The sequence below is a fragment of the Actinobacillus succinogenes 130Z genome (assembly GCF_000017245.1).
GTDB lineage: Bacteria > Pseudomonadota > Gammaproteobacteria > Enterobacterales > Pasteurellaceae > Exercitatus > Exercitatus succinogenes.
The window spans coordinates 297,662-324,510 of the sequence record NC_009655.1 but is presented as its reverse complement, the minus strand read 5'-3'; the positions used below and the strand labels follow the sequence as shown (position 1 = coordinate 324,510).

Sequence of the window (26,849 nt, the reverse complement as noted above, 5' to 3'; positions counted from 1 at the left end):
TTGAACTGAAGAGTTTGATCATGGCTCAGATTGAACGCTGGCGGCAGGCTTAACACATGCAAGTCGAACGGTAACGGGTGGAAAGCTTGCTTTCCATGCTGACGAGTGGCGGACGGGTGAGTAATGCTTGGGGATCTGGCTTATGGAGGGGGATAACGACGGGAAACTGTCGCTAATACCGCGTAATGTCTAAGGACTAAAGGGTGGGATTTTCGGACCGCCCGCCATAAGATGAGCCCAAGTGGGATTAGGTAGTTGGTGGGGTAAAGGCCTACCAAGCCGACGATCTCTAGCTGGTCTGAGAGGATGACCAGCCACACTGGAACTGAGACACGGTCCAGACTCCTACGGGAGGCAGCAGTGGGGAATATTGCGCAATGGGGGCAACCCTGACGCAGCCATGCCGCGTGAATGAAGAAGGCCTTCGGGTTGTAAAGTTCTTTCGGTGGTGAGGAAGGCGAATAAGTTAACAGCTTATTCGATTGACGTTAGCCACAGAAGAAGCACCGGCTAACTCCGTGCCAGCAGCCGCGGTAATACGGAGGGTGCGAGCGTTAATCGGAATAACTGGGCGTAAAGGGCACGCAGGCGGCTATTTAAGTGAGATGTGAAATCCCCGGGCTTAACCTGGGAACTGCATTTCAGACTGGGTAGCTAGAGTACTTTAGGGAGGGGTAGAATTCCACGTGTAGCGGTGAAATGCGTAGAGATGTGGAGGAATACCGAAGGCGAAGGCAGCCCCTTGGGAACGTACTGACGCTCATGTGCGAAAGCGTGGGGAGCAAACAGGATTAGATACCCTGGTAGTCCACGCTGTAAACGCTGTCGATTTGGGGATTGGGCGATAAGCCTGGTGCCCGAAGCTAACGTGATAAATCGACCGCCTGGGGAGTACGGCCGCAAGGTTAAAACTCAAATGAATTGACGGGGGCCCGCACAAGCGGTGGAGCATGTGGTTTAATTCGATGCAACGCGAAGAACCTTACCTACTCTTGACATCCTCAGAATCCGGTAGAGATATCGGAGTGCCTTCGGGAACTGAGAGACAGGTGCTGCATGGCTGTCGTCAGCTCGTGTTGTGAAATGTTGGGTTAAGTCCCGCAACGAGCGCAACCCTTATCCTTTGTTGCCAGCATGTAGAGATGGGAACTCAAAGGAGACTGCCGGTGATAAACCGGAGGAAGGTGGGGATGACGTCAAGTCATCATGGCCCTTACGAGTAGGGCTACACACGTGCTACAATGGCGTATACAGAGGGAAACGAGCCTGCGAGGGGGAGTGAATCTCAGAAAGTGCGTCGTAGTCCGGATTGGAGTCTGCAACTCGACTCCATGAAGTCGGAATCGCTAGTAATCGCGAATCAGCATGTCGCGGTGAATACGTTCCCGGGCCTTGTACACACCGCCCGTCACACCATGGGAGTGGGTTGTACCAGAAGTAGATAGCTTAACCGAAAGGGGGGCGTTTACCACGGTATGATTCATGACTGGGGTGAAGTCGTAACAAGGTAACCGTAGGGGAACCTGCGGTTGGATCACCTCCTTACTAAAGAACGGATTACCGGTGTTCACACAGATTGTTTGATAGAAGAAAGCAAAGCGAACGTGTATTAACGCGACGTCCTTTTGGGTCTGTAGCTCAGGTGGTTAGAGCGCACCCCTGATAAGGGTGAGGTCGGTGGTTCAAGTCCACTCAGACCCACCACTCATACGAGTGGCAAGCCGAATGATGAGTGAAAAGCGAAAGGGTAAATGACAAGCGTAGTTGTGATAACGGGGATATAGCTCAGCTGGGAGAGCGCCTGCCTTGCACGCAGGAGGTCAGCGGTTCGATCCCGCTTATCTCCACCAATCATCATGACTAAGTAAATAAAGCGTTAAATAAAGACAGCCTTATAAAAGAAGGCTCGACGGCATTTGGACGTACTTTGTTTATTTAGTCATGATGATAGTCGAAAGACATAATCGTTGTTCTTTAAAAAATTGGAAACAAGCTGAAAAACTGAAGAGATTTTCGAAAGAAAGTCTGAGTAGTAAAAATCTTGACTGAACAAAAGCAGTCAAGTGTTTAGTTTAAAAAACCGACTTCAAATTGAAGGCACTTTCTTGCAAAAGACAGTAAAGAGAACATTTGAGGTTGTATAGTTAAGCGACTAAGCGTACAGGGCGGATGCCTTGGCAATCAGAGGCGAAGAAGGACGTGCTAATCTGCGAAAAGCTCGGATGAGCCGATAAGAGGCGTTTAATCCGAGATGTCCGAATGGGGAAACCCGATGGATGAAGAATCCATCATTTCATTATGAATCCATAGTAATGAAAGGCGAACCGGGAGAACTGAAACATCTAAGTACCCCGAGGAAAAGAAATCAACCGAGATTCCGTGAGTAGCGGCGAGCGAAAGCGGAGCAGCCGGTCAGTGATAGCGGCATAGACAGAGGAATTGGCTGGGAAGCCAAGCGACAGAGGGTGACAGCCCCGTACTCGAAGTCTGAGCGGTGGTACTGAGCTGACGAGAAGTAGGGCGGGACACGAGGAATCCTGTCTGAAGAAGGGGGGCCCATCCTCCAAGGCTAAATACTCCTGATTGACCGATAGTGAACCAGTACCGTGAGGGAAAGGCGAAAAGAACCCCGGCGAGGGGAGTGAAAGAGAACCTGAAACCCTGTACGTACAAGCAGTGGGAGCCCCATCACTTAATCCAATTGGAAAGTGATGGAAATTAACCGCACGTTAATGATGGTAAGACGAGCGAAGCGAGTCAAACCTTCAAAAGAAGCAGTGGGATTAAGTGATGGGGTGACTGCGTACCTTTTGTATAATGGGTCAGCGACTTATATTTTGTAGCGAGGTTAACCGCATAGGGGAGCCGAAGGGAAACCGAGTCTTAACTGGGCGTGGAGTTGCAAGGTATAGACCCGAAACCCGGTGATCTAGCCATGGGCAGGTTGAAGGTTGGGTAACACTAACTGGAGGACCGAACCGACTAATGTTGAAAAATTAGCGGATGACCTGTGGCTGGGGGTGAAAGGCCAATCAAACCGGGAGATAGCTGGTTCTCCCCGAAATCTATTTAGGTAGAGCCTTGAGCGGACACCTTCGGGGGTAGAGCACTGTTTCGGCTAGGGGTCCATCCCGGATTACCAACCCGATGCAAACTGCGAATACCGAAGAGTGATACTCAGGAGACACACGGCGGGTGCTAACGTCCGTCGTGGAGAGGGAAACAACCCAGACCGCCAGCTAAGGTCCCGAAGTACTAGTTAAGTGGGAAACGAAGTGGGAAGGCTTAGACAGCTAGGATGTTGGCTTAGAAGCAGCCATCATTTAAAGAAAGCGTAATAGCTCACTAGTCGAGTCGGCCTGCGCGGAAGATGTAACGGGGCTAAAACTAGTCACCGAAGCTGCGGCATCAATGGAGACATTGTTGGGTAGGGGAGCGTTGTGTAAGCGGAAGAAGGTGAGTCGAGAGGCTTGCTGGACGTATCACAAGTGCGAATGCTGACATAAGTAACGATAAAACGGGTGAAAAACCCGTTCGCCGGAAGACCAAGGGTTCCTGTCCAACGTTAATCGGGGCAGGGTGAGTCGGCCCCTAAGGCGAGGCTGAAAAGCGTAGTCGATGGGAAACGGGTTAATATTCCCGTACTTGGATAAACTGCGATGCGGGGACGGAGAAGGTTAGGTTATCAGACGGTTGGATGTCTGTTTAAGCCGGTAGGTGGAGAGTTTAGGCAAATCCGGACTCTTTAATAACACCGAGAAGTGATGACGAGGCTCTAAGGAGCCGAAGTAACCGATACCATGCTTCCAGGAAAAGCCGCTAAGCTTCAGGTTTATCTGAACCGTACTATAAACCGACACAGGTGGTCAGGTAGAGAATACTCAGGCGCTTGAGAGAACTCGGGTGAAGGAACTAGGCAAAATAGCACCGTAACTTCGGGAGAAGGTGCGCCGGGATAAATTGTAGAGATAGACTCTTGAAGGTTGAACCGGTCGAAGTGACCCGCTGGCTGCAACTGTTTATTAAAAACACAGCACTCTGCAAACACGAAAGTGGAAGTATAGGGTGTGATGCCTGCCCGGTGCCGGAAGGTTAATTGATGGTGTAATCGCAAGAGAAGCACCTGATCGAAGCCCCGGTAAACGGCGGCCGTAACTATAACGGTCCTAAGGTAGCGAAATTCCTTGTCGGGTAAGTTCCGACCTGCACGAATGGCATAATGATGGCCAGGCTGTCTCCACCCGAGACTCAGTGAAATTGAAATCGCCGTGAAGATGCGGTGTACCCGCGGCTAGACGGAAAGACCCCGTGAACCTTTACTATAGCTTGACACTGAACCTTGAATTTTGATGTGTAGGATAGGTGGGAGGCATTGAAGCGGTCACGCCAGTGACAGTGGAGCCATTCTTGAAATACCACCCTTTAACGTTTGATGTTCTAACGAGGAGTGAAAACACGCTCTCGGACAGTGTCTGGTGGGTAGTTTGACTGGGGCGGTCTCCTCCCAAAGAGTAACGGAGGAGCACGAAGGTTTGCTAATGACGGTCGGACATCGTCAGGTTAGCGCAATGGTAAAAGCAAGCTTAACTGCGAGACGGACAAGTCGAGCAGGTGCGAAAGCAGGTCATAGTGATCCGGTGGTTCTGAATGGAAGGGCCATCGCTCAACGGATAAAAGGTACTCCGGGGATAACAGGCTGATACCGCCCAAGAGTTCATATCGACGGCGGTGTTTGGCACCTCGATGTCGGCTCATCACATCCTGGGGCTGAAGTAGGTCCCAAGGGTATGGCTGTTCGCCATTTAAAGTGGTACGCGAGCTGGGTTTAGAACGTCGTGAGACAGTTCGGTCCCTATCTGCCGTGGGCGCAGGAGAATTGAAAGGGGCTGCTCCTAGTACGAGAGGACCGGAGTGGACGCATCCCTGGTGTTCCGGTTGTGTCGCCAGACGCATTGCCGGGTAGCTACATGCGGGAGAGATAAGTGCTGAAAGCATCTAAGCACGAAACTTGCCTTAAGATGAGTTCTCCCAGACTTTAGGTCTGTAAGGGTTGTTGTAGACGACGACGTAGATAGGTGGGATGTGTAAGCGTTGCGAGACGTTGAGCTAACCCATACTAATTGCCCGAGAGGCTTAACTATACAACGCTCAAATGTTTTCGGCTTGTTTCGAATTTTAAAGGAAGCGGCGCGGGCTATCGAGAGGTAGAGGCGTTGCGGATAAGCGGAGAACAACAGAATTATCTTGGCGGCGACAGTGCGGTGGTCCCACCTGACCCCATGCCGAACTCAGAAGTGAAACGCCGTAATGCCGATGGTAGTGTGGGATATTCCCATGTGAGAGTAGGGCACCGCCAGGTAGCGATAAAGAAACCCCGGTTCAGAAATGAGCCGGGGTTTTTGGGTTTTTAGGGTAATGTAAAAGGAGATGTGTGATTGCAGGTGGGAATGTGATGTTGCTCAGAGTGTATAAATTTAAGCCAACTAGGTTATATTTTTGTGATGTAGATTCCAAAATTTAATTTTATCTATTGGCAGATAATAATTTTTCAGATAAAACTTCTTCTAGATCATGTTAAGTATAAATAGAAGGAGCCATTATTTATGAAACAACAAGTAGAAAACAAACAAGCAGAAAACACAGCTGTAATTCTCGAATTGCTACGTCGTTTATTAAATAGTAACGTGATTTCAAAACCTTTATTTATTGGACACGGAATTTTTTATGATGGAACGATGTTTGCAATTTATCAAAAACAAGAGTTGTATCTGAAAGCTGACGGTGATTTAGCTAATGAGTTATTAGCCTATGGTTCTTATCCGTGGGCATATATCCCAAGAAGTAATATGAAGACTGGTCCAAAATATTATCATATATCGGATAGTATCCAAAATGATGAGATTCTCTATAAGAGACTTGTCAAATTGTCTATTAAACAAGCTAAAGACCAAAAAAGAGATATTAAATTAATTAAAGAATCATCTATTAAATATTTATCGAATTTAACAGTAAAGCACGAACGAATGTTGGCTAAAATAGGCATATTTACAGTAAGTGAGTTTCGTGAAAAAGGAGCTATAGGAGCTTATGTCGAATTAATTAAATCAGGGATGTTACTTTCTATTAATGTGTTATGGAAATTTGTTTGTGCATTACAAAATCGCAATGTTCTGTTGTTAACGGATAAAGAAAAAGAAGAGATTGGCGTAAAACTTAATGAGGCGCTTACTAAAGAAGGATTAAGAGCAATAAAAATTAATTGAAGATGAAAACTATAGACGGTTAAATCTTGACAGGTTGTGTATTAATGTTTAGAATTCACCGTCTATCTTTTCGATGGTAGATGTTAAGTAACACTCATTCTTTTAGAATTTTATTAAAACTGGAGCTTAATTTAATGGCAACTATCAACCAATTAGTACGCAAACCGCGTGTGAAAAAGGTTGTAAAAAGCAACGTTCCTGCATTAGAGGCTTGTCCGCAGAAACGTGGCGTGTGTACTCGTGTATACACTACTACACCTAAAAAACCGAACTCTGCATTACGTAAAGTATGTCGTATTCGTTTAACAAATGGTTACGAAGTAACTTCTTATATTGGCGGCGAGGGGCACAACCTTCAAGAACACAGCGTTGTTCTTATCCGTGGTGGTCGTGTTAAAGATTTACCAGGTGTGCGTTATCACACTGTGCGTGGAGCGCTTGACTGTGCAGGCGTTAAAGACCGTAAACAAGCACGTTCTAAATATGGCGTTAAACGCCCTAAAGCTTAATGGTTCTCCGTTAAGTAAGGCCAAACGTCTAAATTTTAAAATTTACATCTAAACTCCAGTTATCTGTAGTTTTGGATTATCCTGAATAAATATCGGAGAAACTTACAATGCCACGTCGTCGTCGTATTGAACCTCGCAAAATTCTTCCAGATCCGAAATTCGGTTCAGAATTACTTGCAAAATTTATTAATGTTTTAATGGTAGATGGTAAAAAATCTATCGCCGAATCAATCGTTTATAACGCATTAGAAACTTTAGCTCAGCGTACAGGTAAAGATGCTTTAGAATCGTTTGAAATTGCCTTAGAGAATGTTCGCCCAACAGTTGAGGTTAAATCCCGCCGTGTTGGTGGTTCTACATACCAAGTGCCTGTTGAAGTGCGTCCGACTCGCCGTAATGCGTTAGGTATGCGTTGGATTGTTGAAGCTGCACGTAAACGTGGTGATAAATCAATGGCTTTACGTTTAGCAAATGAATTATCTGATGCAGTTGACAATAAAGGCGCAGCTGTTAAAAAACGTGAAGATGTTCATCGTATGGCAGAAGCGAACAAAGCATTCGCTCACTTCCGTTGGTAATCAGTTAGCAATTTTAATAAAGGGCTTCATCTCATTTTTGCGATGAAGCCTTACCCATATAAAGAATTTCAATATAAAACCCAAACAAGGTAATAATAATGGCTCGTACAACCCCTATTGAAAGATATCGTAATATTGGTATCAGTGCGCATATTGATGCGGGTAAAACAACAACTACAGAGCGTATCTTGTTCTATACAGGCGTAAGCCATAAAATCGGCGAAGTGCACGATGGTGCGGCGACGATGGACTGGATGGAGCAAGAACAAGAACGTGGTATTACCATTACTTCTGCTGCAACAACAGCATTCTGGTCTGGTATGTCACAACAATTCCCACAACACCGTATCAATGTTATCGATACTCCGGGACACGTAGACTTTACTATCGAAGTAGAACGCTCAATGCGTGTTCTTGATGGTGCGGTAATGGTTTATTGTGCAGTTGGTGGTGTTCAACCTCAATCTGAAACCGTATGGCGTCAGGCTAATAAATACCATGTACCACGTATTGCGTTCGTAAATAAAATGGACCGTACCGGGGCTAACTTCTTACGTGTCGTTGAACAATTAAAAACACGCTTAGGTGCAAATGCAGTTCCTCTTCAATTACCTATTGGCGCTGAAGATAACTTTAAAGGCGTAGTTGATTTGGTTAAAATGAAAGCGATCAACTGGAATGAAGAAGATCAAGGGATGACATTCAATTATGATGATATCCCTGCGGATATGGTTGATATTTGTGAAGAATGGCATAACAATTTAATTGAAGCTGCAGCTGAATCTTCCGAAGAGTTAATGGAGAAATACCTCGGCGGTGAAGATTTAACAGAAGAAGAAATTAAAGGTGCATTACGTCAACGTGTATTAGCAACTGAAATTATTCTGGTAACTTGTGGTTCCGCTTTCAAAAATAAAGGTGTTCAAGCCATGCTTGATGCCGTTGTTGAATATTTACCATCTCCGACTGATATTCCTGCGATTAAAGGTATCAATGAGGATGAAACTGAAGGCGAACGTCATGCTAATGATGATGAACCGTTTGCAGCGTTAGCGTTCAAAATCGCAACGGATCCGTTTGTAGGCAATTTAACATTCTTCCGGGTATATTCAGGTATTGTTGAATCTGGAGCGACAGTTTATAACTCAGTAAAACAAAAACGCGAACGTTTTGGTCGTATTGTTCAAATGCACGCAAATAAGCGCGAAGAAATCAAAGAAGTTCGTGCTGGTGATATTGCAGCCGCAATCGGATTGAAAGATGTCGGTACCGGCGACACATTATGTGATCAAAATGCACCGATTATCCTTGAGCGTATGGAATTCCCTGAGCCGGTTATTTCTGTTGCTGTTGAGCCGAAAACTAAAGCTGACCAAGAAAAAATGGGTATTGCTTTAGGTCGTTTAGCACAAGAAGACCCTTCATTCCGTGTTCATACGGATGAAGAATCCGGTGAAACGATCATTTCCGGTATGGGTGAGTTACACTTGGATATCATCGTTGACCGTATGAAACGTGAATTCAAAGTGGAGGCAAATATCGGTAAACCTCAAGTGTCTTATCGTGAAACAATTCGCACTCGTGTAAACGATATTGAAGGTAAACATGCAAAACAATCTGGTGGCCGCGGTCAATACGGTCATGTTGTTATTGATTTATATCCATTGGATCCGGAAGGTCCTGGCTATGAATTTGTCAATGAAATTAAAGGCGTCGTTATTCCTGGTGAATATATTCCTGCAGTTGACAAAGGCATTCAAGAACAACTTAAATCCGGTCCGTTAGCGGGTTATCCTGTTGTGGATTTAGGTGTGCGTTTACACTTCGGTTCATACCATGATGTGGACTCATCTGAGTTAGCGTTTAAATTAGCAGCATCAATTGCGTTTAAAGCAGCATTTGCTAAAGCAAACCCGGTATTACTTGAACCTATTATGAAAGTTGAAGTAGAAACTCCGCCTGAATATGTAGGTGACGTAATCGGTGACTTAAGTCGTCGTCGTGCAATGGTGAGTGGCCAAGAGGCAACTGATTTTGCAGTTAAAATTAATGCTGAAGTTCCATTATCAGAAATGTTCGGTTATGCGACGGACTTACGTTCTCAAACTCAAGGTCGTGCCTCATACTCAATGGAACCATTGAAATATTCTGAAGCACCGAAAAATGTTGCAGATGCAATCATTGAAGCACGTCGCAAATAATTTTATTTTTAACTAAAACGCCCCAAATTTGCACCGCACTTTTGGGGAATAACAAAAGGAAACTGAAAAGTGTCTAAAGAAAAATTTGAACGTACAAAACCGCACGTAAACGTGGGTACAATCGGCCACGTTGACCACGGTAAAACAACTTTAACAGCAGCAATCACCACAGTATTATCCAAACACTACGGCGGTGCGGCTCGCGCATTCGACCAAATCGATAACGCGCCGGAAGAAAAAGCGCGTGGTATCACCATCAACACATCACACGTTGAATACGATACGCCGACCCGTCACTATGCTCACGTTGACTGCCCGGGACACGCGGACTATGTGAAAAACATGATCACCGGTGCGGCACAAATGGACGGCGCAATCTTAGTGGTAGCGGCAACAGACGGTCCTATGCCGCAAACCCGTGAGCACATCTTATTAGGTCGCCAGGTAGGCGTACCGTACATCATCGTATTCTTAAACAAATGCGACATGGTGGATGACGAAGAATTATTGGAATTAGTTGAAATGGAAGTTCGCGAACTTCTGACCCAATATGATTTCCCGGGCGATGACACGCCAATCATTCGTGGTTCCGCATTAAAAGCGTTGGAAGGCGAAGCGGAATGGGAAGAAAAAATTCTTGAATTGGCGAACGCTCTGGATAGCTATATTCCGGAACCTGAACGTGCGATTGACCAACCGTTCTTATTACCGATTGAAGACGTATTCTCAATCTCAGGCCGTGGTACGGTAGTCACCGGTCGTGTAGAACGCGGCATCATCCGTACCGGTGACGAAGTAGAAATCGTCGGTATCAAAGATACGACGAAAACTACCGTAACCGGAGTTGAAATGTTCCGTAAATTACTGGACGAAGGTCGTGCGGGTGAAAACATCGGTGCGTTATTACGCGGTACCAAACGTGAAGAAATCGAACGCGGTCAAGTATTGGCGAAACCGGGTTCAATCACACCGCACACAGACTTCGTATCGGAAGTGTACGTATTGTCAAAAGAAGAAGGCGGTCGTCATACTCCGTTCTTCAAAGGTTACCGTCCGCAGTTCTATTTCCGTACGACTGACGTAACGGGTACAATCGAATTACCGGAAGGCGTAGAAATGGTTATGCCTGGCGATAACGTAAAAATGACGGTAAGCTTAATCCATCCGATTGCGATGGACCAGGGTTTACGTTTCGCAATCCGTGAAGGCGGCCGTACGGTAGGCGCCGGCGTGGTAGCGAGCGTCATCAAATAATAGGTTTGTCATCAGACATTCAAAAAGGGTACCTTAGGGTGCCCTTTTTATATGAGCTAGATTTTATCTAATTATATCCAATACAAATTTATATAATCTGCCTATTTTTTAGCGTGCAACTAATAAATTGGCTTTTTTTATAAAAAAGCTTGATTTTATCCCGTCTATCTTGTAATTAATTATTCTTACACAAACATAATCTTAATCATAAGGAATAAAATATGAAAAATGTTGGTTTTATCGGATGGCGTGGCATGGTCGGTTCCGTGTTAATGGATCGTATGCAGCAGGAGCGGGATTTTGCAAACCTTAATCCGATTTTTTTCACAACTTCGCAAGCAGGGCAACAGGCGCCGGTATTCGGCGGTAAAGAAGCCGGTACGTTGAAAGACGCCTTTGATATCGAAGAATTGAAAAAACTGGATATTATCGTCACCTGTCAGGGCGGTGATTACACCAACGAAGTTTATCCTAAACTGAAAGCTACCGGTTGGGACGGTTATTGGGTGGATGCAGCATCCGCATTGCGTATGGAAAAAGATTCCATTATCGTTCTGGATCCGGTTAACCAGCATGTTATTTCCGACGGTTTAAAAAACGGCGTGAAAACTTTCGTGGGCGGCAATTGTACCGTCAGTTTAATGTTAATGGCATTAGGCGGTCTATTCGAACGCGATTTGGTGGAATGGATTTCTGTGGCGACTTATCAGGCGGCTTCGGGTGCCGGTGCCAAAAATATGCGCGAACTTGTATCTCAGATGGGGTTATTGGAAAAATCCGTGAGTGCGGAGTTAGCTAATCCGGCGTCATCTATTTTAGATATTGAACGCAAAGTCACGGCCGAAATGCGTGCGGACAGTTTCCCGACGGATAACTTCGGTACGGCGTTAGCGGGTAGCCTGATTCCTTGGATCGATAAATTATTACCGAGCGGTCAAACTAAAGAAGAATGGAAAGGCTATGCGGAAACCAACAAAATTTTAGGATTAAGCGATAATCCGATTCCGGTGGACGGCTTATGTGTGCGCATCGGTGCATTACGTTGTCATAGTCAGGCGTTTACTATCAAACTGAAAAAAGATATTCCGTTAGAAGAAATCGAACAGATTCTGGCTTCTCATAACGAGTGGGTGAAAGTGATTCCGAACGACAAAGAAGCCACATTGCGCGAATTGACGCCGGCAAAAGTAACCGGCACATTAAGCATACCGGTAGGGCGTTTACGCAAACTGGCGATGGGTCCGGAATATTTGGCGGCATTCACCGTGGGTGACCAGTTATTGTGGGGTGCGGCGGAACCCGTACGCCGAATTTTGAAACAGTTAGTGGCTTAAAGAGAAAAAGTGCGGTCAATTTAACCGCACTTTTTCTTTTCACTTCTTTTAAATAAGAAAGAAAATCTATGTATCGAGAACCTCATTTCGGCAAATTCGCACTGAGCCGACTGCTTCCCTTTGCGGAACAGTTTCCCGTTCAATATATTGACGGACAAAACCACTGTCGTGTAGCGTATCGTCATTTTCATCATCAGACGCATCGTAAACTGGTGATTTTGGTAAACGGACGGGCGGAAAATTTACTGAAATGGACGGAAGTCGCTTATGATTTTTATCACCGCGGTTACGACGTGCTGGCGTTCGATCACCGCGGGCAAGGATTTTCACAACGTTTGTTGCGGGATAAACAGAAAGGTTATCTGGACGAATTTCGCTTTTATGCGGCGGATATGGCAAAAATTATTGAAAAAAATACCGCACTTTTTTCTTATCAAACCCAACATATTCTGGCCCATTCCATGGGGGGCTTGATTTCCGCCTATTATTTAGCGGATTATGACCATCATATCAGCAATGCTGTATTCTGCGCACCGTTTTTCGGCATGCCGTTAAAGCGCCCGATTCGGGATCAAGCGATCATCGGCCTGATGCTGTTGTTCGGACAAGGAGAGCGTTACGTATTCGGTAAGAAACCGTATAGACCGGTAAATGTTTCTGTAAATGATTTAAGCAGTTGTGCGACGCGGATGAAATGGATGAACCGGGTAAATCGTAAACATCCCGAATTGGGACTGGGCGGGCCGACTTTTCGTTGGGTACATTTATGCCTGCAAGCAATCCGGCGTTTACCGCAGATTTTGCCGAAAATCGACATTCCCGTGCTGATTTTACAATCGGAGCGGGAAAAGATCGTAGCGAATAAAAATCTCGAAAATCTGACCGCACTTTTGCGGCAAGGCAAATTGGAGCGAATCCCGCTGGCGAAGCATGAAATTCTGTTTGAAAAAGATGATGTGCGGGAAAACGCTTTACAGAAAATCTGGACATTTATGGATAATCCGTTAAATTGAGCAGGCACTTTTACACTCTGTGATTGTCATAATAAACACGTTAATGCGGTGCATTGGCGACATTCAATTTTTTTATCAGAAGGAAACTCAAATGGCGGCAGAACAAGCCCAGGAAGCCGTTCCGGCTATCAATGTGCAGGAACAGGCAAGTAAGATGATTGATACCGTAAGTTCTATGAATATGGATACTTTGCTGTACGATTGGATTATTCCATACGGCACCAAAATTTTATTAGCACTTGCTATTTATGTGGTGGGTAAATGGATTGCACGGTTCATCAGTAAGTTGTTAGGCAAGGCGGCGTTAGCGTCCAGTAAAGATGAAATGCTACAAAGTTTTGTATCATCCATCAGTTATTTTCTGTTGCTGTTAATCGTGGTGATTGCGGCATTGTCGCAACTGGGAATTAATACCAGTTCGCTGGTCGCTTTAATCGGTGCGGCAGGTTTGGCTGTGGGCTTAGCGTTACAAAATTCGCTGCAAAATTTTGCGGCCGGTGTAATGTTGTTGGTATTTAAACCGTTTCGTAAAGGCGATTTAATCGAAACCGGCGGTATGACGGGAACCGTAGAGCAAATGGGGCTATTGGTGTTGGAACTGCGTACCGCAGACAACAAAACCGTATTAATTCCGAACGGTAAGGTTTTCAGCGACAGTATAGTGAATAATTCTGCCAACAAAACCCGCCGTATCGATTTCATTTTTGATATTGCTTATGACGCGGATATTGCCGCTGCTAAAGCTATTGTTGCGCGCGTGTTGGACGAGGATCCGCGCGTACTGAAAACGCCGGCGCCGACCATTGCCGTCGGCGCGTTGGCGGCAAGCAGTGTGCAGTTATTTGTCCGTCCTTGGGTGAATACGCCGGACTATTGGGGCGTGCATTTTGATGTGACGGAACAAATTAAGCTGGAATTCGACAAAGCCGGTATTGAGATTCCGTTTGCGCAAATGGACTTACATTTACCGGAAAATACGACGATTTCAATGAAATAATCTTTTTGTTTACAACGTTATTGGTAGAAATCATTACGTTAAAAATAAAGGTCTGGCCTGTTACCAGACCTTTATTTTCGTTCGAAGACGTTTGAGATAAGGAGAATTTCTTTTTATTTAATATTTTTATCAGTTTTTTAAAAACAAATTTAACCTGTCTTTTATGAAATTTAACCCTGCAAAAATAAAGTATTTAGGATTAAAAATCTAACGATAGAGTATTTTTTAGCACGAAATATTTATAAAATCTGATTTTATTCTTATAACTGGATATTAACCTTATTTTATATATTGACATTATTCTGATTTAGCGCAATATTTAGTCTATCCGATTTAACCTGAAGGAATCCGCTATGCGCGCACTTAAACAGATAAGCCATTATCTTACAAAATTTACCGCTCTTTTTATTATTCTCACCGCCTGCATTACATTCTATGCGCCCGAGCTTTTCACCTGGGTAAAAGGTGATGCGCAAGTATTGGTTTTGGGCGTTATTATGCTTTCTATGGGAATGACACTCGGCGCCAACGATTACAAAATTCTTGCGCAACGCCCTTTTGATATATTTGTCGGCTCAATTGCGCAATATACCATTATGCCGTTTATTGCGATTACTATTGCCAACGTGTTCAACTTATCGCCCGGTTTAACTTTGGGTTTAGTGTTGGTGGGATGTTGTCCCGGCGGTGTATCTTCCAATATTATGAGCCTTTTATGTAAAGGCGATGTCGCTTTTTCCGTGGGTATGACCACTGTTTCCACGATTATTGCGCCGGTCATGACGCCGATATTGATCAGTTACCTTGTAGGCGAAAGTATTGATATGGACGGTTGGGCAATGTTCAAGTTTATGTTGTTAGTGACTATTTTACCGGTGGGACTCGGTTCAGCGTTTAACATTTTCTTTCATAAAAGAAAATGGTTTCATGACGTACAAGCTACTATGCCGGGCGTTGCCGTAATTGGGTTTGCCTGTATTGTTGGTGGCGTGGTTGCGGTTCATGGTTCGAAATTCCTGGAGTCAGGCTTAATTATTTTTGTTTGTATCGCCTGCCACAACGCTATCGGTTATGTACTGGGTTATTCGGCCGGTAAATTATTCGGCATGAATACCGCTAAAAAACGCACGTTATCTATTGAAGTGGGCGTCCAAAATGCCGGTTTGGCGACGGGATTAAGTTCTAAATTTTTCCCGACCAGTGCGGAATCCGCTATTGCCTGCGCCGTGTCCTGCGTATGGCATTCCATTTCCGGTACGGTTTTGGCAAACTTCTATTTATGGCTGGACAAAAAACAGGGAAAACCTGTTTCTACCGTTCATTCCGTCGCGGAAAGCTAATCTGAATGATCATTTCTTTTCAAAGTGCGGTCAAAATTCCAAGCGTTTTTTTACATGAAAAACACCGTGAAAATTGACCGCACTTTTACCATAGATCAATTTAAAATCATTTCTTTTTCACAACATCGCTTTTAACGCCGTAGTGAATTTCACATAACGCCGATATTTTTGCTGATAAGCGGCATAATTATCCGGATTCGGTTGAACTACGGTCATGCCTTTATTCAGAACTTTGCTGAAGTTCAGCGTAACGCCGGATGACTGCATGGCAATCGCTGCCGCACCGAGACAGCCGGTTTCTTCCACTTTGGGTATTTCCAAGGTCATGCCGGTGAAATCCGCCAGCATTTGCATCCAAACCGCCGATTTGGCGGAACCGCCCGTCACCCGTAATACATTGGTGTGAGGGAAGCGTTGTAAGATTCTGTCCAGATGATACATCAAGCTGAACAAAACGCCTTCATAAACGGCTTGCAACAAATGCGCCTGTTTGTGATGAGATTGAATACCGTAAAATCCTGCCTGCATGCCCAAACCGGCATTGGAACCGTATAAAAACGGTACGAATAAGACGGAACTGGCGGCGGGCGGCAGTGCGGCGATTTCTTCGTTAATTTGTCCGTAATCCAGATTCCATTGTTTGACGAACCATTCTAAATTACCGGCTGACGTCGGACTGGCTTCGTGTACGATAAATTTGTTTTTTTCCGCATAACGACCGTAAACGAAGGGCAGCGATTGATTGGCCGCGATGTGATCGGTAATGCCGCTCACCACACACCAGGTACCGAAAACCGTGTTCAGTTTGGTTTCGTCTTCCAAACCGGCGCACAGCGCGGTGGATACCACATCGAATAATCCGCCCGCCACTGCAGTGCCCGCCTTCAAACCGGTCAGCTCGGCGGCTTGTTGCGTCACATAGCCGGCGATTTGATCGGACCGGATTACCGGCGGTAATTTTTCAATTATGCCTTCCAAACCTAATAAATCCGCTAAAACCGGGTCATATCTCCCTTTTTCCATATTGTAGAGATTGGATTCTGAAATATTGGTTTCTTCGCAATGCAGCTCGCCGGTTAGGCAAAAACGAAGATAATCGTGGGACATCAGTACCGAACCGATACGGGCGTAACGGTCGGGTTCGTTTTCTTTTAGCCAACGCAAAATAGAAACAGGATGTCCCGTCCATAAGGTTTGGCGGGTCAGCGGATAGAGTTTTTCGGGAATGCCTTTTTGTTGCCATTGTTTGACAATGTCTAACGAACGTTGATCGGAAGATAAAATCGCGCGACCTAAAGGTTTTTTATTCTTATCTAATAAAAATGCGCCCTTGCCTTGCGCCGAAATACCGACCCCCTTGATAAAATCGGGCGAAATATTACTCTCGGCAATAGTTTGGCGTACTACGTCAGCGCACACTTGCCAAAGCTGCGGCATATCCCGTTCCGCGTAACCGGCTTTATCGCTCATCACCGGTACGTTTTCGCGGGCGATACCCTGTAAGTTGCCGGTTTCATCAAATAAAGCGGCTTTGACAAAGGTACCGCCGCAATCTATGCCAAGGTAGTAATTCATGATCTTATCCTTTTGTGAATAAAAGTGCGGTCAAAAAAACTAGAGATTTTTAACCGCACTTTTCGGGAGTTATTATTCGCCTAAAGCGTCAATTTGTTTGATTAGGCTGTCGCCGTTCGCATCAATAAAGGCCTTGCGGGTTTCCTGTTCCACCGCCGCTTTAAACGGTGCGGTATCCAGATTATCTACAAATTCGATGCCGGCTTTTTTCATTTTTTCAACAATACCCTGTTCGTTGTCTAAATTAAGCTGACGTTGATATTTGCCCGCTTCCTCTGCGGCATCCACAATAGCTTTTTGCAGTTCCGGCGAAAGCGCATCGAATTTCGCTTTGTTCATCACCACGATTAACGGGGTGTAGCCATGGTTGGTAAAGCTGAAATATTTTTGCACCTCGTACAGTTTGGACGACCAAACGATACCGATCGGATGTTCCTGCGCATCTACCGCTTTGGTTTCTAATGCGGTGTAAAGCTCGGATAACGGCATCGGCACCGGATTGGCGCCTAAAATACTGAAGGCTTTAATGTACATCGGATTTTGATTGGTGCGGACCTTTAAGCCTTTAATGTCTTCCGGTTTGGTGACCGGATGTTTGGAGTTGGTAAATCCTCTGAAACCCACTTCCCAGAAGGCGATTCCCTTCAACCCGTGCGCATCTAATTGGGCTAATAAATTCCGACCGATTTCACCGTCCAACACTTTGTAAGCATGAGCGCGGTCTTTAAAGATAAACGGAATATCAATGACATTTAATGCCGAAACCAATCCCGTGAAGTTCGACGAACTGGACATTTCCAAATCTACCGTACCGCCGCGTACCGCGCTGATCATGGTTTGCGCGTTACCTAAGGTGCTGTCGGGGAATAAATTCAATTTGATTTCACCGCTGGTTTTTTCTTTTAACAGATCGTTAAATTTTTTGGCGGCGATGTGCTGCGTATCGCTGCGCGGCGCTTCATAACCGAAACGTAACGCGGTTTCCGCTTGCGCCGATACGGCGGAAAATAAGGTCATACCTGCGATAAGTGCGGTCAGTTTTGTAAGAGAAAATAGTTTCATTGAACCCTCCATTCGTGAAGCGGAAGCGGTGACATTGCGCCACCGCTTGTTCAGGTCGGTTATTTCGCTAAAGCGTCGATTTGTTCCACTAACTCTTTACCGTATTTGTCGATAAAGGTTTTACGTACTTTTTCTTCAATTACCGCTTTGAACGGCGCTTGATCAACCTGTTCGGTCACTTCTACGCCTTCTTTACGTACATTTTCAATGATTTCTTTTTCATTTTTGATGTTTAATTCGCGTTGATATGCGCCCGCCTCTTTGGCAGATTCAAGAACGGCTTGTTGCAGTTCGGGCGATAAAGCGTCGAATTTCGCTTTGTTCATCACCACGATTAACGGGGTATAGCCGTGATTGGTCAAACTTAAGAATTTTTGTACTTCATACAGTTTGGACGACCAGAAAATACCCACCGGATGTTCCTGCGCATCCACCGCACGGGTTTCCAAGGCGGTGTATAGTTCGGATAACGGCATCGGTACCGGGTTGCTGCCTAGCAGGGTAAAGGCTTCGATATACATTGGGTTTTGGTTGGTACGCACTTTTAAGCCTTTAATATCTTCCGGTTTGCTTACGGAGTGCTTGGAGTTAGAGAAAGCACGGAATCCCACATCCCAGTACGCCAACCCTTTTAAGCCTTGCGCTTCCAAGTCTTTTAACAAACCCTGTCCGATTTCGCCGTCCAATACTTTAAACGCATGGTCGCGGTCTTTGAAAATAAACGGAATATCTATAACGTTCAGTTTCGGTTCCAAGCCGGTAAAGTTCGGCGAGCCGGACATTTCAATATCGATTGTGCCGCCGCGCACGCCGCTAATCATAGTTTGCGCATTTCCCAAGGTACTGTCCGGGAAAAGTTTTAATTTGATTTCATCTTTAGTTTTCTCTTTAAGTAACTCTGCAAATTTTTTGGCCGCGATGTGTTGAGTATCGGAACGCGGCGCTTCATAACCGAAGCGGAATGAGGTTTCCGCGGATGCAGAACCGGACATTACGGCGATACCTGCAACCAATGCGGCTAATGTTTTTAAATTAAAAAGTTTCATAGGATTCTCCTAATTATTGAGTAGTTTTTTTAATTCTTACTATAGATACAAAACGCCGTATCTATACACTGTTTACTGCATCCAACTTAGCGGAACTAACACTAATGATGGGAAAAAGACGAATAATAAAAGCAGCATGATCATCATGATCAGATACGGCATAATGCCTCTTGCCGCTTTATCAAACGGTAATTTTGATACGCCGGTAATCACATTTAAGACATTACCCACCGGCGGGGTAATCAAACCGATGGAGGTGTTCAGGATGAACAGTACGCCGAAATACACCGGATCAATTCCCGCTTCCTGAATTAACGGCATTAATACCGGCGTTAAGATTAGCACCGTCGGGGTTAAATCCATCACCATACCGACGACGAATACCGCTAACATTACAACAAGCAATAAGGTTGTCGGCGTTTCAATCAACGGTTCCAGTAACTCCGTTAGCATCATCGGCAATTCTGCAACGGTAATTAACCAACCCGTGACATTTGCCGCCGCTACTAAAAACATGACGACCGCCGTGGTTTTGGAAGCGGCTAAAACGACTTTGTACAAATCTTTGAATTTCAATTCGCGGTAAACGAACAATGAGACGATTAACGCGTAAAAAGTAGCGACTGCCCCGGCTTCTGTCGGGGTAAAAATACCGGTACGGAAACCGCCGATAATAATCACCGGAAGCAATAATGCCCAAATACTGTTTTTAAAGGAAATGCAAAGGTCCTGTCTGGTGGCTTTGGAAAAGGTCATCAGGTTTAACCGTTTTGCCTGCCACCACCAAAGCAGACCTAAACATAATCCCATGAAAATCCCCGGAAAAATACCGGCTAAGAATAATTTAGTGATAGACACGCCGCTGGCTACCCCAAATACGATAAACGGGATAGACGGCGGTATAATCGGTGCAATAATACCGGCGGTACCGATTAAGCCGGCAGAACGGGCTTCCGGATAACCGGTGGTTTTCATCATCGGTAACAACATTGCGGCGACCGCTGCGGTATCCGCTACGGCGGAACCGGAAAGACTCGCCATAATCATTGCCGCAAGAATAGCGACAAAGCCTAATCCGCCTCGTTTATGCCCCACAAGTTTCATCGGTAAATCGATAATACGTTTGGACAAGCCGCCTTCATTCATGAGCTCACCGGCAAGAATAAAGAACGGAATCGCCATTAAAGAAAAACTATCCGCCCCGCTTACAATTTGTTGGGCCAAGATCTGAGAATCGAACAAGTCCAAATGCAGCATTAACGCCACACCGCAGACGAGTAAAGAGAAAGCAACGGGAATGCCCAGAATGATCGCGCTTAATAAAACAGAAAGAAAAATTACTACGGTCATTTTGCTTCTCCCTTATTTAAGGTGAAAATACCGGTTATCATACGCGCTATGATAAGAATGCCGATTAACATACCGGCAATGGTACTGGCGAGATAAGTGATACCTTGCGGCAAACCGGAAATCGGTGCGAGGTTGTTCAGATTCAGATTAAATTGGAGCCAGCTGCCGTCTACAATCAGATAACAGCAAAACAACATCGCGGCATCCGTGACAATATGCAGCAATTTGCGCGCAACCGGCGACAGTTTTTCGACAAAAACCGTTACTCTCACGTGTTGATTGTCGTTAAATGCCAGCACGGCACCTAAGAAAGCCAGCCAGACAAACATATAACGGGACACTTCTTCGGTAATGTTTATACTACTGTTAAAGCCGTAACGTAATACGACGTTCACAAAAACCAAGATAGACATCGCAGACAGAATTATCACGCAAATGACTTCAATGGCTTTTTTCACAAAATGGGCTAAAGCATTCATAGACTCTCCTCAATCTCGCTAAGTGCGATTTTTACCACAATCTTACGAATTTTGCCGGAACCGTCGTAAATAGCCGCACGGTGGGTATCTTCAGGGAAAAATACGGCGAAGTTGCCCGGCTGACAATGTAATTCCTGTTCGTTCTCAACTTCGGCATAATATAAAATATCCCGTTCCGGATCATACTCAATCGCAACGGGGTTATTGCCCAAATCCGGAGACACCGCCATAATTTCCGTGCCGGCATGCAGATATTGAACATCGATAAAAGTGCGGTGAATTTCCGGCAAATATTCTGCTTTGGGTTTAGTTTCCAAATCCAATACTTGAACGTAAATTTTATCGCCTTTTAACGAATAACGTCCCGGCGTCATGGCGTCAAAGTCCGTTTTAGTCAAATACTCCAAGGCGAGTCGAATGGCTTGTGGGTATGGGTTGGGATTAACGTTTGAAATATGACCAAAAATCATCGGATGCCTCTTAACTATGAAATATCCACATCAGGTAGAAAGAAAAAATCGCTATAACGAAATATATCGTTCCCCGTCCGTACACAGAGGGGAACGAACAATTTAAAGAGATTTCAATTTAGCCCAAACCGTGTCGTTCACCGGAATACCGTTTGCCATATTATCCGCAAGGATAGTAGTGAATTCGTGTCCCGGCAATCGTACCGGCTGGTTAGGATCCACCGGTTCCGCAGTTTTAACATAATCTATAATACGGTTAAGTTTTTCATCTCTGGTTTTGCCGTCAATCAAACGATCCACTTCAATAGCGATGAATACTTGCGATACGCAGTATTCGTCATCTTTGTCTTCGGTTACCGCGGCGGTAGATTCGCCGTTAGAAAGCAGCGTGGCAATCATATCCAATACGATGGATAAACCGGAACCTTTCCAGAAACCCATAGGCATTAATCGACGGTTTTTCTCAACGGTTGCCGGATCGCGGGTCGGGTTGTCATTATCGTCAAAACCGGCATCCACGAATGTTTGACAACCCTGCAGACGATGAACTTCCAACATACCGTACGAATACATAGAGCAAGACATATCCACCATGGTAATTGGCGTTGTCGGCACGGCAACGATTAACGGGTTGGTGCCGATACGGCATTCTTTTGCCCCCCACGGCGGCATGACCGCTAACGCATTGGTCCAGCAGATACCGATATAGCCTTTTTCTGCTGCTTGCCAGCCGTATGAACCGCCTCGCATCCAGTGATTGGCATTACGTAACGCCACGATACCCACGCCGTTTTGAGCGGCTAATTCCATGGCTCTGTCCATCATTTTCTTAGCCGTTAAATTACCGATTGCCTGATGGGCATCCCATTGTTCGATTGCGCCTAATGAAAGTTCTTTAGTAGGTTGAGCTTCAGGTTTAATATCGCCGTTTTCCAATTGTTGGATGAAACGAGGAAAACGGTTTACACCGTGAGAATAAGCGCCTGCCTGAGTGGTATCGGCAAAAACGGTTGCACATTCTTCCGCAATATCTTCTCGCACGTTGCGTGACAATAACACGCGTTTAAACTCTGCTTTTAATTCTTCATAAGATACTTTCATTTTTGCTCTCCTGTTGGTATATTTCATATGTTGAAATTAGATTTCACATTTGTGACTATATGCTTTAAACGGGAAGATGTTAAGAATCAATTCTCTAATTTGTGATCTTGATCTCATTTTTCTTCATTCCGTATATTTAAGCTATTACGCACAATAAAAAAGAGAGTGTAGGTAGTATGGAAAAAAACAATGGTAATCAAAGCCTTATCCGGGGCTTACGTTTAATCGAAATTTTAAGCCGATTTCCTAACGGCTGTTCGCTGTTGCAGTTATCCAATGTGGCTGAATTGAATAAAAGCACTGTACACCGACTGTTACAGGGGTTACAGCAAGAAGGTTTCGTTCAACCCTCCACCCGGATCGGTAGTTATCGCCTCACCAGCAAGTGCCTTTCGATCGGCCAAAAAATGCTTTCTTCCGTCAATATCATCAGCTTGGTATCGCCTTATCTGGAAACATTGAATTTAGAACTGGGCGAAACCGTCAATTTTTCCATGCGGGAAAATAATCACGCCATTATGATCTATAAACTGGAACCTACCATGGGTATTATGCGTACCCGAGCCTATATCGGCCAACATCTTCAACTCTACTGTTCCGCCATGGGGAAACTCTATTTGGCATATGACCAAGCGGCCTATCTGGACCGTTATTGGCAGGAAAATGAAACACAAATAAAAATGCTGACCTGTAATACGATTACAAAATTGCCATTAATGAAAAAAGAATTGGAGGAAGTGAAGAAACTGGGATTTGCCGTTGACAGAGAAGAAAACGAAATCGGTATTTCATGTATTGCTTGTCCGATATTCGATTCTCAGAATCATGTAAAATACGCCTTGTCCGTATCTATCTCTACAGCTAAGTTGCAACAATACGGTATTGACTTCTTACTGAACAAAATTAAACCTACGGCACAGCTTATTTCGCAAGAACTGGGATGGACGGTTAACTCCCGCGATTAAAATTCGAGAAATGTCCTAAAGGATACGTATATTTATTATGACAAAACCGTTATTACAAATTGCGTTAGATTCCCTTACTTTAGAAAAAGCCGTAATAGATACCAAACAATGGGGGCATTAGGCGTAAAACAGGCCATTTGCCACCGTTCCCGTGATGCTGCGCTGGCAGGTAAAGGTTGGACGAAAGAGGATCTGGTAAAAATGAAAGCGTTAGAAGACATCATCGGATTAGAACTCTCGATTACCGATGGCAACCAACCGAACCAAATTATTTAAAGATCTCAAAAAAGCGAAAGTTTTCATTGCAGGACGTGCATTTGTTGGCGAAAATGGGGAACAAACCGTGGACGCAATGCGTGCCGAAACCAATAAATATTGGTAATTATATAACGTTACATGTTAATTTTAGAATTATACAAACTTGGTCAAGTTAGGAGAATAAAATGGCAGATCAAAAACAATTAGCAAATGCGATTCGCGCATTAAGTATGGATGCTGTTCAAAAAGCAAAATCCGGTCACCCGGGTGCCCCTATGGGAATGGCGGATATTGCCGAAGTATTATGGCGTGGTTTTATGAAACACAATCCGAGCAATCCGAAATGGGCGGATCGCGACCGTTTCGTGCTTTCCAACGGTCACGGTTCTATGTTGATTTACAGTCTTTTGCATTTAACCGGTTATGATCTTTCCATTGAAGATTTAAAAAACTTCCGTCAGCTTCATTCTAAAACGCCGGGACATCCGGAATACGGCTATGCACCGGGCGTCGAAACCACAACCGGTCCGCTTGGTCAAGGTATTACCAATGCCGTCGGTATGGCGATTGCGGAAAAAACCTTAGCGGCGCAATTCAACCGCGAAGGGCATGACATCGTTGATCACCACACTTACGTGTTCTTAGGCGACGGCTGTTTAATGGAAGGCGTATCCCATGAAGCCTGCTCGTTGGCGGGAACCTTGGGACTAGGAAAATTAATCGCGTTTTACGATGACAACAATATTTCTATTGACGGTCATGTGGACGGCTGGTTCACCGATAACACGAAAGGTCGTTTCGAAGCTTACGGCTGGCAAGTTATCGACAATGTCGACGGTCACGATCCGGAACAAATTGCTGCTGCAGTGAAATTGGCGCAAGCGGAAACAGAAAAGCCGTCCATTATTATTTGCAAAACCATCATCGGTTACGGTTCACCTAATAAATCCGCCTCTCATGATTGTCACGGCGCGCCGTTGGGTGAAGAAGAAATCGCATTAACGCGCAAAGCGTTAGGTTGGAATTATGCGCCGTTTGAAATTCCGGCGGATATTTACGCTGCATGGGATGCCAAAGCAGCCGGTCAGGCGGCAGAAGCGGCATGGAATGAAAAATTTGCCGCTTATGCCAAAGCTTACCCGGAATTAGCCACTGAATTCACTCGCCGTGTCAACGGTGAATTGCCGGCAAACTGGGCGGCGGAATCTCAGGCTTTCATTGAAAAATTACAAGCTAATCCGGCAGCCATTGCCAGCCGTAAAGCTTCACAAAATGCTATCGAAGCTTATGCCCGTATTTTACCTGAATTTTTAGGCGGTTCGGCCGACTTGGCAAGTTCTAATCTCACTTTATGGTCGGGTTCGAAACCGATTCGTGCGAAAGAAAATACGGATGGTAATTACATCAACTACGGCGTACGTGAATTCGGTATGTCCGCCATTATGAACGGTATCGCCTTACACGGCGGCTTCATTCCTTACGGTGCAACTTTCCTAATGTTCTACGAATACGCTCACAATGCAGTGCGTATGGCGGCATTAATGAAACAACGTGCATTATTCGTTTATACCCATGATTCCATCGGCTTGGGGGAAGACGGCCCGACTCACCAACCGGTAGAGCAAACGGCGGCATTACGTTTAATTCCTAATCTGAACGTATGGCGTCCGGCAGACCAAGTAGAATCCGCCGTTGCCTGGAAAGAGGCGGTTGAACGTCAAGACGGCCCGAGCGCATTAATCTTCACCCGTCAAAACTTAGCGCAACAAGACCGCACTTCCGCCCAATTAGCCAACGTGGCACGCGGCGGTTACATTTTGCGCGAATGTTGTGAAAAAGGCGATTGTCCGGATTTAATCCTGATCGCCACCGGTTCCGAAGTGGAATTAGCCATGAAAGCGGCTGACGTATTGGATGCTGAAGGCGTAAAAGTTCGTGTCGTGTCAATGCCGAGCACTAATGTATTCGACAAACAGGACGAAGCATACCGCGAATCCGTTTTGCCGAGCTCCGTCACCAAGCGTGTTGCTATCGAAGCACAAATTGCCGATTTCTGGTATAAATACGTCGGTCTTGAAGGCCGTATTATCGGTATGAATCGTTTTGGCGAATCCGCTCCGGCAGAGCAACTATTCAAACTCTTCGGTTTTACGGTAGAAAACGTAGTAGCGAAAGCCAAAGAAATTCTTTAATTTCGCATCAACAAAATCGTCGCCGTACATCGTTGCGGCGGCGATTTTTTACATCCGGTTTGTTAGCCGAACAAATTACGCATAACCTGATTTAAGCGGAAACAGGACAAAACATACCGGTTTTTGACCGCACTTTTATGGAAAATCACACGATCCCCTCCCGAATAAACTTGAAAAAACACCCGATTTATTGCGATAATTCACCAGTTTAGGTGATCCCTCTTTTTTCGCTTGAATTTTTGCATTTCAGGGATCAAATTTTATCAAGTCAATTTGAAGAAAAATAACAATGGCAGAAAAACGTAATATATTTTTAGTCGGTCCTATGGGGGCAGGTAAAAGCACCATCGGACGTCAGTTAGCTCAACAGCTCGGCATGGAATTTTTTGATTCCGACAGCGTCATTGAGGAACGCGCCGGCGCAGAAATCAGCTGGATTTTCGATATTGAAGGAGAAAACGGTTTCCGCAAACGCGAAGAACGAATAATCAACGAATTAACCCAAAAACAAGGAATTGTGCTGTCCACCGGCGGCGGAGTCGTCTTGTCAAAAGAAAACCGAAATCATTTATCCGCCCGCGGTATTGTGGTGTATTTACAAACTACGGTGGCAAAACAATTCGAGCGCACGCAACGTGATAAAAAACGCCCGTTATTGCAAGGCGTCGAAGATGCACGCCAAGTGTTGGAAAACTTAGCCGTCATCCGTAATCCGCTGTATGAAGAAGTCGCGGATATTACCCTGCCGACCGATGAACAAAGCGCAAAAGTCATGGCAAATCAAATTATTGATTTAATTGATAATTTCCATGGATAACCCTGCCGAAATCAAGTGCGGTCGAAAAAACGATGGTTTTTAACC

Annotated in this window: 19 protein-coding genes, 2 tRNA genes, 3 rRNA genes and 1 pseudogene; 18 read left to right on the top strand and 7 right to left on the bottom strand. The window is 45.1% G+C overall.

What is annotated here, in order from left to right; genetic code table 11:
• Positions 1–2 precede the first annotated feature (2 nt).
• The 14 genes from ASUC_RS01495 to ASUC_RS01430 all read left to right on the top strand — a co-directional run bounded on the left by ASUC_RS01495 (position 3) and on the right by ASUC_RS01430 (position 15,489).
• Positions 3–1,545, top strand: a 16S ribosomal RNA gene (locus ASUC_RS01495).
• Between the two features lie 82 nt (positions 1,546–1,627).
• A tRNA-Ile gene (locus ASUC_RS01490) sits at positions 1,628–1,704 on the top strand.
• A 70-nt stretch (positions 1,705–1,774) separates the two neighbouring features.
• A tRNA-Ala gene (locus ASUC_RS01485) sits at positions 1,775–1,850 on the top strand.
• Positions 1,851–2,142: 292 nt separating this feature from the next.
• Positions 2,143–5,141: ribosomal RNA gene (locus ASUC_RS01480) — 23S ribosomal RNA — on the top strand.
• A gap of 102 nt (positions 5,142–5,243) precedes the next feature.
• Positions 5,244–5,359: ribosomal RNA gene (gene rrf / locus ASUC_RS01475) — 5S ribosomal RNA — on the top strand.
• The 16S, 23S and 5S rRNA genes sit together here with 2 tRNA genes alongside, the layout of an rRNA operon.
• Before the next feature lie 244 nt (positions 5,360–5,603).
• Complete coding sequence (locus tag ASUC_RS01470; RefSeq protein ID WP_011978936.1) at positions 5,604–6,263, top strand: TfoX/Sxy family DNA transformation protein; 660 nt, start codon at positions 5,604–5,606, stop codon at positions 6,261–6,263.
• Positions 6,264–6,397: 134 nt separating this feature from the next.
• On the top strand, positions 6,398–6,772 hold the full coding sequence (gene rpsL / locus ASUC_RS01465) for a 30S ribosomal protein S12 (protein ID WP_034616415.1): 375 nt from the start codon (positions 6,398–6,400) through the stop codon (positions 6,770–6,772).
• 107 nt (positions 6,773–6,879) lie between these two features.
• A complete protein-coding gene (rpsG, locus tag ASUC_RS01460) occupies positions 6,880–7,350 on the top strand; it encodes a 30S ribosomal protein S7 (RefSeq protein ID WP_011978934.1) in 471 nt (156 codons plus the stop codon).
• A 98-nt stretch (positions 7,351–7,448) separates the two neighbouring features.
• Positions 7,449–9,551 (top strand): elongation factor G, encoded by a 2,103-nt coding sequence (gene fusA, locus ASUC_RS01455; protein WP_011978933.1) that lies wholly within the window; start codon positions 7,449–7,451, stop codon positions 9,549–9,551.
• A gap of 69 nt (positions 9,552–9,620) precedes the next feature.
• On the top strand, positions 9,621–10,805 hold the full coding sequence (tuf, locus tag ASUC_RS01450; protein ID WP_011978750.1) for an elongation factor Tu: 1,185 nt from the start codon (positions 9,621–9,623) through the stop codon (positions 10,803–10,805).
• 221 nt (positions 10,806–11,026) lie between these two features.
• Positions 11,027–12,139: an aspartate-semialdehyde dehydrogenase gene (gene asd, locus ASUC_RS01445; protein WP_011978932.1), complete on the top strand. Its 1,113-nt coding sequence runs from the start codon at positions 11,027–11,029 to the stop codon at positions 12,137–12,139.
• 68 nt (positions 12,140–12,207) lie between these two features.
• A complete protein-coding gene (locus ASUC_RS01440; protein WP_011978931.1) occupies positions 12,208–13,152 on the top strand; it encodes an alpha/beta fold hydrolase in 945 nt (314 codons plus the stop codon).
• Positions 13,153–13,243: 91 nt separating this feature from the next.
• Positions 13,244–14,149, top strand: a complete 906-nt coding sequence (locus tag ASUC_RS01435; RefSeq protein WP_011978930.1) for a mechanosensitive ion channel family protein — start codon at positions 13,244–13,246, stop codon at positions 14,147–14,149.
• A gap of 353 nt (positions 14,150–14,502) precedes the next feature.
• On the top strand, positions 14,503–15,489 hold the full coding sequence (locus tag ASUC_RS01430; protein ID WP_011978929.1) for a bile acid:sodium symporter family protein: 987 nt from the start codon (positions 14,503–14,505) through the stop codon (positions 15,487–15,489).
• Between the two features lie 117 nt (positions 15,490–15,606).
• Here the strand turns inward: ASUC_RS01430 and ASUC_RS01425 are convergent, their stop codons facing one another.
• From ASUC_RS01425 to yiaK, 7 genes are all read right to left on the bottom strand, one after another.
• Positions 15,607–17,064 carry an FGGY-family carbohydrate kinase gene (locus ASUC_RS01425; protein ID WP_011978928.1) on the bottom strand — a complete coding sequence of 486 codons (1,458 nt, stop codon included), beginning with the start codon at positions 17,062–17,064 and terminating at the stop codon, positions 15,607–15,609.
• A 72-nt stretch (positions 17,065–17,136) separates the two neighbouring features.
• Positions 17,137–18,126, bottom strand: a complete 990-nt coding sequence (locus ASUC_RS01420; protein WP_011978927.1) for a TRAP transporter substrate-binding protein — start codon at positions 18,124–18,126, stop codon at positions 17,137–17,139.
• A 59-nt stretch (positions 18,127–18,185) separates the two neighbouring features.
• Positions 18,186–19,172: a TRAP transporter substrate-binding protein gene (locus ASUC_RS01415; protein ID WP_011978926.1), complete on the bottom strand. Its 987-nt coding sequence runs from the start codon at positions 19,170–19,172 to the stop codon at positions 18,186–18,188.
• Between the two features lie 72 nt (positions 19,173–19,244).
• Entirely contained in the window at positions 19,245–20,522 is a 1,278-nt protein-coding gene (locus ASUC_RS01410; protein ID WP_011978925.1) for a TRAP transporter large permease subunit, read from the bottom strand.
• Positions 20,519–21,001, bottom strand: coding sequence for a TRAP transporter small permease (locus ASUC_RS01405; protein WP_011978924.1), 483 nt, complete (start codon positions 20,999–21,001; stop codon positions 20,519–20,521). The genes ASUC_RS01410 and ASUC_RS01405 overlap by 4 nt, the downstream gene beginning before the upstream one ends.
• A complete protein-coding gene (locus ASUC_RS01400; protein ID WP_011978923.1) occupies positions 20,998–21,471 on the bottom strand; it encodes a YhcH/YjgK/YiaL family protein in 474 nt (157 codons plus the stop codon). The genes ASUC_RS01405 and ASUC_RS01400 overlap by 4 nt, the downstream gene beginning before the upstream one ends.
• Positions 21,472–21,573: 102 nt before the next feature.
• Positions 21,574–22,572 carry a 3-dehydro-L-gulonate 2-dehydrogenase gene (gene yiaK / locus ASUC_RS01395; protein WP_011978922.1) on the bottom strand — a complete coding sequence of 333 codons (999 nt, stop codon included), beginning with the start codon at positions 22,570–22,572 and terminating at the stop codon, positions 21,574–21,576.
• Between the two features lie 176 nt (positions 22,573–22,748).
• Here yiaK and ASUC_RS01390 point away from each other — a divergent pair, with 176 nt between their 5' ends.
• The 4 genes and pseudogenes from ASUC_RS01390 to aroK all read left to right on the top strand — a co-directional run bounded on the left by ASUC_RS01390 (position 22,749) and on the right by aroK (position 26,804).
• Positions 22,749–23,537, top strand: coding sequence for an IclR family transcriptional regulator (locus tag ASUC_RS01390; protein WP_011978921.1), 789 nt, complete (start codon positions 22,749–22,751; stop codon positions 23,535–23,537).
• 117 nt (positions 23,538–23,654) lie between these two features.
• A pseudogene (locus ASUC_RS11060) lies at positions 23,655–23,919 on the top strand (3-keto-L-gulonate-6-phosphate decarboxylase); the annotation flags it as partial.
• A 61-nt stretch (positions 23,920–23,980) separates the two neighbouring features.
• Entirely contained in the window at positions 23,981–25,987 is a 2,007-nt protein-coding gene (gene tkt, locus ASUC_RS01380) for a transketolase (RefSeq protein ID WP_011978920.1), read from the top strand.
• A 289-nt stretch (positions 25,988–26,276) separates the two neighbouring features.
• Positions 26,277–26,804 carry a shikimate kinase AroK gene (gene aroK / locus ASUC_RS01375; protein ID WP_011978919.1) on the top strand — a complete coding sequence of 176 codons (528 nt, stop codon included), beginning with the start codon at positions 26,277–26,279 and terminating at the stop codon, positions 26,802–26,804.
• The last annotated feature ends 45 nt before the right edge of the window (positions 26,805–26,849 follow it).

Excerpts from the sequence above, each read along its gene's own strand:
- ASUC_RS01470 (WP_011978936.1), top strand. The coding sequence starts at position 5,604 with ATGAAACAACAAGTAGAAAACAAACAAGCAGAAAACACAGCTGTAATT.
- rpsL (WP_034616415.1), top strand. The coding sequence starts at position 6,398 with ATGGCAACTATCAACCAATTAGTACGCAAACCGCGTGTGAAAAAGGTT.
- rpsG (WP_011978934.1), top strand. The coding sequence starts at position 6,880 with ATGCCACGTCGTCGTCGTATTGAACCTCGCAAAATTCTTCCAGATCCG.
- fusA (WP_011978933.1), top strand. The coding sequence starts at position 7,449 with ATGGCTCGTACAACCCCTATTGAAAGATATCGTAATATTGGTATCAGT.
- asd (WP_011978932.1), top strand. The coding sequence starts at position 11,027 with ATGAAAAATGTTGGTTTTATCGGATGGCGTGGCATGGTCGGTTCCGTG.
- ASUC_RS01440 (WP_011978931.1), top strand. The coding sequence starts at position 12,208 with ATGTATCGAGAACCTCATTTCGGCAAATTCGCACTGAGCCGACTGCTT.
- ASUC_RS01435 (WP_011978930.1), top strand. The coding sequence starts at position 13,244 with ATGGCGGCAGAACAAGCCCAGGAAGCCGTTCCGGCTATCAATGTGCAG.
- ASUC_RS01430 (WP_011978929.1), top strand. The coding sequence starts at position 14,503 with ATGCGCGCACTTAAACAGATAAGCCATTATCTTACAAAATTTACCGCT.
- ASUC_RS01425 (WP_011978928.1), bottom strand. The coding sequence starts at position 17,064 with ATGAATTACTACCTTGGCATAGATTGCGGCGGTACCTTTGTCAAAGCC.
- ASUC_RS01420 (WP_011978927.1), bottom strand. The coding sequence starts at position 18,126 with ATGAAACTATTTTCTCTTACAAAACTGACCGCACTTATCGCAGGTATG.
- ASUC_RS01415 (WP_011978926.1), bottom strand. The coding sequence starts at position 19,172 with ATGAAACTTTTTAATTTAAAAACATTAGCCGCATTGGTTGCAGGTATC.
- ASUC_RS01410 (WP_011978925.1), bottom strand. The coding sequence starts at position 20,522 with ATGACCGTAGTAATTTTTCTTTCTGTTTTATTAAGCGCGATCATTCTG.
- ASUC_RS01405 (WP_011978924.1), bottom strand. The coding sequence starts at position 21,001 with ATGAATGCTTTAGCCCATTTTGTGAAAAAAGCCATTGAAGTCATTTGC.
- ASUC_RS01400 (WP_011978923.1), bottom strand. The coding sequence starts at position 21,471 with ATGATTTTTGGTCATATTTCAAACGTTAATCCCAACCCATACCCACAA.
- yiaK (WP_011978922.1), bottom strand. The coding sequence starts at position 22,572 with ATGAAAGTATCTTATGAAGAATTAAAAGCAGAGTTTAAACGCGTGTTA.
- ASUC_RS01390 (WP_011978921.1), top strand. The coding sequence starts at position 22,749 with ATGGAAAAAAACAATGGTAATCAAAGCCTTATCCGGGGCTTACGTTTA.
- tkt (WP_011978920.1), top strand. The coding sequence starts at position 23,981 with ATGGCAGATCAAAAACAATTAGCAAATGCGATTCGCGCATTAAGTATG.
- aroK (WP_011978919.1), top strand. The coding sequence starts at position 26,277 with ATGGCAGAAAAACGTAATATATTTTTAGTCGGTCCTATGGGGGCAGGT.